This window comes from Komagataeibacter europaeus LMG 18890, assembly GCF_000285295.1.
GTDB lineage: Bacteria > Pseudomonadota > Alphaproteobacteria > Acetobacterales > Acetobacteraceae > Komagataeibacter > Komagataeibacter europaeus.
On record NZ_CADP01000019.1, the window covers coordinates 41,744 to 48,071 of the forward strand.

Here is a 6,328-nt window from a genome sequence, read left to right on the forward strand (position 1 = left end):
GTTCGCCACGACACGGTTCCAGTCATCGCATTCAGCCATCCAGATCAGGAGTTCTTCGTCAGATGGTAGGTGCCCGCTGACCGGGAGACCGGCGTGGATTACGCCGGTTCGGTCTCCCGTTTCTTGGCGAAAGGGCGCATGGCATCCTCGACAACTGGATCAAGCTTTGCACCCGGCACGATCTGGGCAAACTTCAGCAAGCCCTTGGTCGTGATGCGAATGGTATTTCCAAGATGCTCCTCGCCGTTATTGTCGGTGTATGGATGCGCCTTGTTCCGCATGTATCCGGCATCAATCCTGTCCTGATAGGCCAGCTTTACCTTGCCGCGTGCATAGCGCCAGCGGTTGGTATCAAGGAACTTGGTAAACACGCCGGGCTTTACCTGGATCATTTTTGCCACTTCGTGCTGGCCAAACTCTCCCTCTGCAAACGAAATGCGGTCCAGAGCCTCGGCCTTCACGGCAAGCTCCCTGTTCTCCGCCTTCAGGGCATCGCGTTCCTTCGCAATGCGGCCCGCTTCGAGAAGGGCTTCGGCGTAGGTCTGGGGAACTAACGGCTTGCGCTCCTGCGCTTCCAATTCCATCCAGCGGTCGATGATCTTGAGGCGCATGTCATCCCGGTAGCCCGCAATCAGGTTGAGCGTTAGATTCTTGGGAAGGGCGTATTCCTCGTATTCCTGCCCATTCTGGGGGTCTGTCCAAGTTTGGGCATACCCATTTTCGGTCAGCCCCAAGTTGGCGAGCATCTTTTTAATATCACGGCGGACGTGCCTATGCTCTTTCCCTGTAAGACCTGCGATTTCACGGGAGGACATGGTAAGCGGAATCGTGGTAATGGCAGCGGTAGCTGTCGTCATGGGGTATGTTCCCTTGATGATAGTTAGGGCGGCGCAGGAAGGTAGGATTTCCTGTTGCCGTCCGCATTATATGCTGGCATAAAATATGCATGTCAACATTAAATGCCAGCAAAAAAAGAAAAGGCCGACCGAGGGTAGACAGCGACGAAGTGAGTGCGCGGTTGCAGCGCCCCCTTCTCGATGCGTTGGAGGCATGGGCTGCCGATAACGGTATCACCCGCGCCGAAGCCATCCGCCGCCTGATCGCGAAGGGCCTTGAGGTGGAGAAGGGCTGAATAATTGTAACAATGGAAGCCGCACCGTCTGAGTAGACGGGGCGGCATCTAAAATGGGCCTGCGCCATTTATGAGAGATGTGGCAATCTGCCTCCCATCCATGTTATGCATTCATTCACGATGCATATAAGGCTCTCATCGGGGAGAAAATCAGTATGGCTAATCATGCGCGGCGCTTGATAGCGAGCACCATTGCCGGGTTTGCGGGCCTGCTCACTTTCGCAAGCCCGGCTGAATATCACCCTGTCCCAACGGCAAACGAGATCAGTGCGCGCTCATGGAGCCGAGTGGGTTCGTCCTTGCGTAGAGCAATGAAAGACGCGGATGCCCGAACACCATCCATTGCAAAATCCCTCACCCCAGACGCCTGATAAGGTTACCGCGAACGTCGGACCGATAGCCGGTCATCCCCTTTTGGGTGTCGCAGGCGCAACGGCAGTTTTCCAACAGCACAGCGGTCCCCTGCCTACCGCAAGTGAGCTTGCGGCATATGGCGCAGTTCAGTCGGATATGCCTGAACGCATCCTGCGTATGGCAGAACAGAACGCCGCCGATGAGCGATTCAGGCTGCAACGGGAACAGACCCAGCGCTTCTGGATGGATATGACTGGCCGCCTGCTCGGCTTTATATTCGCGATGGGTGCGCTCATATCGGGGGTGATTCTATGCCTGAATGGCCATGATGCGGCAGGCGGGAGCATTGGGGCTGCAGCCGTTGGAGGGACGGTTCTGGCCTTGATTACCGGGAAATCCGTTCAGAACCTCAAGAAGTGAGGATGATGTTCATGGATATTATCGCCTTCGTCGTCATGCCTATCGTTCTGGCAGCTGGCGGAACCATTCTCGCCAAAATGCCCATCAGAAATTGAGGAACATGAAAAAGCGTAGGTTTATCCCCGTCCCTTAAATGGGTCGGGGTTTCTTTATTTGGACTGGGGCTGACGGGACCAGCTAAAGCGCAGGCGGCCCAAGCGTGTCGTCAATCTGCCGCCTGCGCTGATGTTCCCGCCATGCGGCAATGCCGAACGCCAGCACCTGCGAGAACGCCGCGCCGGTCAGGAACAGGCCCAGACCGGCGAGTGCGTGGGTGGTCATCCCTGCGACGCCGCAAAAACAGCGATCTGCCCGATGGCCGCATCCCCGTTCAGGGGCGACACGCCACGCAGGCGCGGGCCAGACATGTCGATCATGGCCTTGAGCAGGTCAATCAGCGTTTCCGCCGCCCCTGCTGCCGTCTTGGCCTCGGACACCACACTGCTGGACAGGTTCGCCGCCGTGCCGGTGATGACCGCAATGATCAGCGTGTCCACCTTCTCCACATCGGCAAGAATGCTGTCGAACGCCGCCTTCACGCTGGCGCTGTCATAGGACACGGACGTGCTGGACCCGGCGGCAGTCGAGAATGCGGACAGGGCCGATTTCAGCGATGCAATGACCGTGTTCGCCAGTGCCAGATTGGCAGTGCCCATGCCGCTCGCTACGAACGACACGTTGACGGCTGTGCTGGCGAAGGACAGGATCGCATTGCCGTAATCCACGACCTCGGCCACGTTCAGGGTGATCGTGGTGGTCGTGCCGGACTTGGTCGTGGTGCAGGCTGCCAGCAGGCCAGCCGCCAGCGTTCCGGCCCCGGCGCGCAGCAGGGACCGGCGGGAGATGTTCGGGTTCATGATGTGTTTTCCTTGTTGATCGATTAGGAAACCGGCGTTTCCGGCTGGCCCTTCTTGTTCAGGACCGGGATACCGGCCGAGGCCACAGCCTGCTTGGCGGCAGGCTTGTCTGCCACCGGCACGCGCACGCCAGACTGTCCCGGCTTGAAGTGGTTTTCAGCCCAGCCGATGTTAAGGCCGATGGTGGTCATGACCTGATAGGCCACGGCCCACTTGCTGCCTGCATGCGGCGGCGGGATCATGGCGGTTGCGGCCCCGCAGGCGATGATGAACAGAGCCACATACAGGTCATACTGCGTGGGCACTTCGGTCAGCAGTAGCGCGATGACCGCGCCAAGTCCGCCGAACTTCGCGGTGGTGTTCATGCGATTTCTCCGTTTGATCCGGACAGGGCGCTGGAAATCTGCGCCGGACTGAGATGCCCCGGTCCGTTCTCCATGGTGGTGATCCCCTCGATCAGCCCCCGCATGGTGGCCGGGTCGCGTAGGTCCAGCACGGTATCGGCCTGCACGCCCATATGGCGGCATAGGCCGGAAATATAGGCCCCGGTGGCGTTCTCGGTGGGTGGCGCGTAGACCGATATGATGCTGGATACCGTGGTTAGGCCGCGCTCGGCGTAGCGCAGAAGCTGGTCACGTAGCGCCCGGATGCCGTCACCCATGGTCGGGAACGCGGCAAAGCGCGGTTCCGCAACGCCGGTTTCCAGATGCGCGCCCGGCTGCCCGACATAATCAAGGTTGCCGGGGTTGTTGTTGCGGATGCCGCGGGGAAGTTGTCCGGTCATTATCCCGCAGGCTCCTGAAGGTGGAGAATGCTGTGCCATATGGTCTGTCCGAATTCCTGCCAGCCCAATAGGGTGCCGAGACCGGCAAGGATCACGACCGCCCACGTGGTATTGCGATTGAATAGGCGCTGGCGTTCATCGCGCGCGCCGCGTTCCTTGCTGATGGAGTCAAGAGCCTTGTCGATTTTGTCAGACAGCGTGTGATCGCGTTCTTTCTGGCTTCGGGCGCGTTCACGTTCTTCGCCGCGCTGCTCTGCAATCTGCTGCATGATGTTCTGTTGGCCGCCCTGAAGAACGACAACACCGGCATTCAGCCGTTCAATCTGAACATCGTGCCGCTCCAGGTGCCCGTCATGCCGCTCCAGGTGCCCGTCATGCCGATCAAGCCGCACATCATGCTCATCCAATCGCGCCAGAACATCCAGCGTCGGTTCATCAATCATTCATCTTCTCATGAAAAAACCGCCTCAAAGGGCGGTCGGGCAGGCGCGGATTGTGGGGCCGGTCAGACTGCGGCGGCAGCGACCGTGACGCTCAGACTGGCCGGATTGGTCAGGCCATCGGTGTTTGTGGCACTGATCGTGACAGTCCCTGCCGCCTTGGGCGTATAAGTCACTGTCTGGGCTGTGTTCGTGCAGCCGTTGAATGTCACGGTATCAGCCGAGAACGTCCCGCCTGCGTTCCCGTCGGATAGCGTGACCGTCGTATCCGCACCCGGCCCGTCATTATCCGGCGTCAGGGTCAGTGTCAGAGGCGACCCCGCCGCCGCCGTGGATGCGCCGGACAGCGTATATTCCGTGGATGGCGTATAGATGCTGCCCGTCGGGTATTTCCCGTCGGCATCCAGCGCGTAGGCAAAACCCGCCGGAACGGTAAGGCCTGTCAGGGAAAATAGCATCTGCGTGCCCACTACGTAACCGACGGCCTGCGTTGTCATGGCGGCTGGCGTGACGGTTTTCCCATCAATCCCGGTATAGGATGCAGGCTGGTATATGAGGGCGGTCGTGCGGTACAGGATGTAGTTCTGTGCTGTGACGGTCATGCGTCAGTATCCTTATGCTGCACCCATAGCCATAACGGTCACTTCGACCGGGGCTGTAGAGGGAATGGCCGTGCCATACTGTGCCAGATGGACGTTGAACTGGGATTTTGTGGTTGTGCCGTAATAAACGTTGGCGCTCACCGAGTTACCCTCGCCATCGCGGGTTTCACTTGACGATACGGCAACATAAGGTGCTTCGCTGAACGCGACTGGGAACGTAATCGTCTGCGTATCGGAAGCCATGACCTTGAAGGATAGGAATCGTAACGACCCCATGACAAACGTATCATAATCACCTGTGACATGAGACGCAGAGGATGTGACCCACGTTCTCGCGGTTCCGCTTGCCCCTACTGCCCACATCGCGCCAAAATATGAACTATAACCGAACCTGGTTATACCATCCGTCGTACTATCATTCTGCTGCTGCACGCTGGTTGCAATGCCCGACGCAAGTGTCGCGTTTTCATTGGCCTGCGAAGTTTGGAATGTAGTCAGGTTTGATTGGACCGTTGTGATGTCCGCTGCAATCGCGATCCCTTCAAAAACGTTTGTCGTGCCATTGTTGTAGACCGCAATGGGGCGGCCTGTGGACTCCTGCTGGTACAGACCCAACATCTGGTAATCACCCGACCCCTTACCGTAAATGCCGGATACACAGTCGCTGATATCAGCGGACAGGGTGGCATTTGTAGCGGCCTGGCTGGCGATCGCAGCCGTCAGGTTGGTCTGGACCTGCTGCACGTCTGCCTGATTGGGCAAGTCAATAAGCGTGGCCGCGCCCGTGGCGTCCTGGTAGGTGAACGCCGGGCGCTGCGTCGAACTCTGGAACCACAGCCCCATGCCCGGCAGGTCGCCGGTCGTACCCGTGATGGTGGCCAGATACGTGCCGGACAGCAGGGTGCCCTTGTCCACGCCATCAATCGCTATGCGCAGCAGGCCGGAATAGGTTGCGTCCTGACCCAGGTTGATCTTGTCGGTGGTCTGGCTGGGGCCGCCGCCCTGCTGCACGGGGGTGAAGCCCAGTGCATCCTGCTTGGCCGCCTGCAGCTGCGGGATGGTGTCGTAAAACGGCGCGCCACCCGCCTGTGCGATCATGTCCGCCGTGATGGACGTGGCCCCGGCGGGAACGGTTATGGTCCACAGCGGATATGCGCCATCCGGCACGGACGCGCCAATGCCGATCTGCGCCATGTCCTGCCGCACGGTGGGCGCGGTCTTTCCGCTGTTATCGGCACCGGCATAGGTCACGGACGGGTCGGCGGCGTTGTAGAACGGCAGTACGGTATCATCCGTATCGACCGTGGCGGGCGTGACATAAACGGTATAGGTCGCCCCTGCCCCCGGCACCGCCAGCGTGACGGGATCGCGGCTGGCGTACTGGCGCACCAGCGCGCTGGAAACGGCGGCAAGCGTGCCATAGGCGGATGCATCCACCACGCCGGGGGCCAGAAGGGATCCGGGCGCGACGGTCACGGCCAGCCCGGTTCCGGGCGCGCAGGCAAAGCCGCTGGCGGCCACGGTGGACCAGCCGTAAGCCATGGCCGCAAGCTGGCCCAGACCCACATACGCATTGCGCTGGGCGTTCAGCTGGTCGCTGTCCAGCGGGATCTGCGCGGGGTAGACGATCTGTCTGTCCATTATTCAGGGTTCTCCACGTCCTGAACCCACGCGATGGTGCCTGCGGGCATCACATCGGC

10 protein-coding genes are annotated in these 6,328 nt (G+C 59.9%); 2 read left to right on the forward strand and 8 right to left on the reverse strand.

Going from position 1 to position 6,328, the window contains the following annotated elements:
* Positions 1-98 precede the first annotated feature (98 nt).
* Positions 99-857: a Rha family transcriptional regulator gene (locus GEU01_RS08360; protein ID WP_019085711.1), complete on the reverse strand. Its 759-nt coding sequence runs from the start codon at positions 855-857 to the stop codon at positions 99-101.
* Positions 858-1,018: 161 nt separating this feature from the next.
* On the opposite strand from GEU01_RS08360, the gene GEU01_RS26760 reads away from it, so the two are divergent.
* Together GEU01_RS26760 and GEU01_RS25680 are read left to right on the forward strand one after the other, a co-directional pair.
* Entirely contained in the window at positions 1,019-1,132 is a 114-nt protein-coding gene (locus GEU01_RS26760) for a ribbon-helix-helix protein, CopG family (protein WP_232272460.1), read from the forward strand.
* A 324-nt stretch (positions 1,133-1,456) separates the two neighbouring features.
* Positions 1,457-1,906: a hypothetical protein gene (locus GEU01_RS25680; RefSeq protein ID WP_157212828.1), complete on the forward strand. Its 450-nt coding sequence runs from the start codon at positions 1,457-1,459 to the stop codon at positions 1,904-1,906.
* Positions 1,907-2,083: 177 nt separating this feature from the next.
* Here the strand turns inward: GEU01_RS25680 and GEU01_RS26210 are convergent, their stop codons facing one another.
* From GEU01_RS26210 to GEU01_RS08410, 7 genes are all read right to left on the reverse strand, one after another.
* Entirely contained in the window at positions 2,084-2,227 is a 144-nt protein-coding gene (locus GEU01_RS26210; protein ID WP_019085715.1) for a hypothetical protein, read from the reverse strand.
* Positions 2,224-2,802 carry a twin-arginine translocation signal domain-containing protein gene (locus GEU01_RS08385; protein WP_019085716.1) on the reverse strand — a complete coding sequence of 193 codons (579 nt, stop codon included), beginning with the start codon at positions 2,800-2,802 and terminating at the stop codon, positions 2,224-2,226. Before GEU01_RS08385 ends, GEU01_RS26210 begins: the two co-directional genes overlap by 4 nt.
* A 23-nt stretch (positions 2,803-2,825) precedes the next feature.
* Positions 2,826-3,167 (reverse strand): hypothetical protein, encoded by a 342-nt coding sequence (locus GEU01_RS08390; protein WP_019085717.1) that lies wholly within the window; start codon positions 3,165-3,167, stop codon positions 2,826-2,828.
* Positions 3,164-3,586, reverse strand: coding sequence for a structural protein (locus GEU01_RS08395; protein WP_019085718.1), 423 nt, complete (start codon positions 3,584-3,586; stop codon positions 3,164-3,166). The genes GEU01_RS08390 and GEU01_RS08395 overlap by 4 nt, the downstream gene beginning before the upstream one ends.
* Entirely contained in the window at positions 3,586-4,029 is a 444-nt protein-coding gene (locus GEU01_RS08400) for a hypothetical protein (RefSeq protein ID WP_019085719.1), read from the reverse strand. The genes GEU01_RS08395 and GEU01_RS08400 overlap by 1 nt, the downstream gene beginning before the upstream one ends.
* 62 nt (positions 4,030-4,091) lie before the next feature.
* Complete coding sequence (locus tag GEU01_RS08405) at positions 4,092-4,628, reverse strand: hypothetical protein (RefSeq protein ID WP_019085720.1); 537 nt, start codon at positions 4,626-4,628, stop codon at positions 4,092-4,094.
* Between the two features lie 12 nt (positions 4,629-4,640).
* Entirely contained in the window at positions 4,641-6,269 is a 1,629-nt protein-coding gene (locus GEU01_RS08410; RefSeq protein ID WP_019085721.1) for a gp53-like domain-containing protein, read from the reverse strand.
* Between the last annotated feature and the right edge of the window lie 59 nt (positions 6,270-6,328).